Origin of the sequence: Qipengyuania sp. NPDC077410, from assembly GCF_044543405.1 — a bacterium.
GTDB lineage: Bacteria > Pseudomonadota > Alphaproteobacteria > Sphingomonadales > Sphingomonadaceae > Qipengyuania > Qipengyuania pacifica.
The window spans coordinates 1-2,329 of record NZ_JBITWB010000011.1 but is presented as its reverse complement, the minus strand read 5'-3'; the positions used below and the strand labels follow the sequence as shown (position 1 = coordinate 2,329).

Genomic DNA, 2,329 nt, shown 5'->3' with positions numbered 1-2,329 from the left:
CCCACCGTAACCGAAAAGGTTGTGCCCTTCACGACAGCAGCGAGGTAAGGCGTATCAACTTTGAAATGCGGGGTTCCCTTCTTTTCGACACGAAAGATAGCGTTCCCGATTTCTTGGAAGAATTGGGTTATCGAAGAATTCTTGGACTCCTTGGGAATTCGAACACGGCTATTCGAAGCCACAGTCACAAAGTCATTTTGATGAACAAGGACCGCTCGGGCTCTTGCTCCAGTCGCAATCGTGTCGCCTACTTCCACGGTGGCACCGCGCCGTGCAGCGACACGCTTTCCATCCCGATCGACGAACACAGGCCCGCTGACCTCGCTCACCATCCAGCCAGACGACTGCGCAATCGCTTGTGAGCTTGCGCAAATAAGTAGCGCAGCCGTTACACTTCGGGTGAGGGTTTTGATCATGCGTGCGACTCCATTCAATTTGCCAGATGTAACGGAGAGGCTTGGGGCAACGGTTGAGGAACAGGGTTTCTCAGGGATCAAATTTTATGATTTCTAAATCTTTAAGGCGCAGTCCCGCGAGAACTTAATCAGACACTTAGAGGATCCCGTGGGTCGCAATTACCTCGCCATCGCCTCGTTAACATTCAGTTTGCTCGCTGTGCCCTGCTATGGACAGGTCGCGCTCGACCGTGTCGATCCGGGTCGCGCAGAAGAACGCGTGACGAATGAACGTGAAGAAATTCCAACAACAAGCGATCCGCAAATCTTAGAAACTTCCACTGCGTTTCAAACGCAGGATGACGTATTCGTCGGCGCGATCGCTATCGATGGGCTGCACGTCATGGCGCGCGGCGATTTCTCGGATATTGTCGAAAATTACATCGGCCGCACGCTGAGCGGATCCGAATTGACCGAACTAGTCGAGCGGCTCGCAAACCGGGTGAAAGCGAAATTCCCCTTGGCAAGCGTCTATGTCGAGCCACAAAAAATCACTGCTGGTGTGCTTCAGGTCACCATCGACGAAGGCGCAATCGACGAGGTTAGGATCGAGGGGGCGCAAAACCGGTCGGTCGTGGCAGCTCTATCAAAATTAGCATCGGGACAACCGGTCACGGCGGTGGACCTCGAGCGCAGCCTTCTCGTGGCCGGAGATATCGACGGGGTAACCCTGGGCAACGTCCGTGTCATGCGCGAAGAGAACAGAAATATCCTTGTGGTAAACGGCACCTATGAGCGTGTCGGTGGAAGCGTGACATTCGGCAATGACGGATCGAAGCCGCTCGGGCCGCTCGAACTCTACGGACACGTTAGATTCAATGGCCTCTTTGCCCAAGATGACACCTTACAGGTATTTATTCTCGACACAGTGCCTGAGGTCGAAGAGCTTGTTTTTGGTCAGGTACGATACGGCAAACGAGTTAGTCGCGAAGGAACTGAAATCTCGGCCACCGGCTCTTTTTCGCGCAGTGCGCCCGGGGCATATCTCGAACCGTTCAATATTCGTGGAGAGAGTTGGACAGTATCGCTAGGGCTTTTGCATCCAGCGGTCCGGCGACAAAATTCGAGTATCTGGATACGCGCGGACGCTTCCCATCGCCAAATTGAGCAAAGTCGTGACGGAGCTCTCGCGCGCCAGGATCGACTGACCACCGTATCAGCTGGCATCTACGGCTATTCACGTCTCGCCGGCGGATGGTTGCGCGCCAATGCGCAGATTAAGCAGGGCCTGGATCTTTTCGACGCAACGCAGCTCGGAGATCCCTTATCATCCCGCCAGGATGCCGATGGAACCTTCACGACAGCCACGTTCGATATCGGATGGCGAAAGAATGTGGTCGCCGATTTAGGTATTAATGTTGCGGTCCGCTCACAGTTGGCCTCGCAGCCATTACTCATCTCTGAAGAAACGGGACTTGGGGGTGCTAACTTCGTTCGCGGCTACGACTACAGTGAACGGACCGGCGATCAGGCCCTTCTGGCCTACGGGGAACTGAACTATTCCTGGGACAGTCTTCCGGGACCACTAGCTGAGCTGGAATTCTATGGGTTCGTGGATGGTGGTAAGGCATATAATCTTGATGAGGGCTTCGGCGGTGGAAGCCTCTTTTCTTCAGGGGGCGGCTTTAGAGCTGACATCGGTAAAAGCCTCACGGGCGGATTGGAAGTTGCTGTGCCACTATCGGGCGTGCGCTACGATACGGGAGATAGCTCAGCCCGGGTTCGATTTCAGGTCTCTCAGTCATTCTAAGCTGTTGATAGCCACGAATTCGGGACGAAGATGTGAGCGGTCAAGCCCCCGCAAGGGTTTCGCGAAAACTTCAAAGAGCCATTGAACCTGGTCAGCAATATATGTGCTGTGGGAATCCCGAGGC

General features: G+C 54.4%; 2 protein-coding genes. One reads left to right on the top strand and one right to left on the bottom strand.

Features of this window, described 5'->3' with window-relative positions; genetic code table 11:
• Nucleotides 1-416: FecR domain-containing protein (locus ACIGGE_RS17960; protein ID WP_397491368.1), on the bottom strand; the 416-nt coding region annotated here is incomplete at its 3' end.
• 148 nt (nucleotides 417-564) lie between these two features.
• Here ACIGGE_RS17960 and ACIGGE_RS17955 point away from each other — a divergent pair.
• Nucleotides 565-2,205, top strand: a complete 1,641-nt coding sequence (locus tag ACIGGE_RS17955; protein WP_196847753.1) for a ShlB/FhaC/HecB family hemolysin secretion/activation protein — start codon at nucleotides 565-567, stop codon at nucleotides 2,203-2,205.
• Nucleotides 2,206-2,329: the final 124 nt, after the last annotated feature.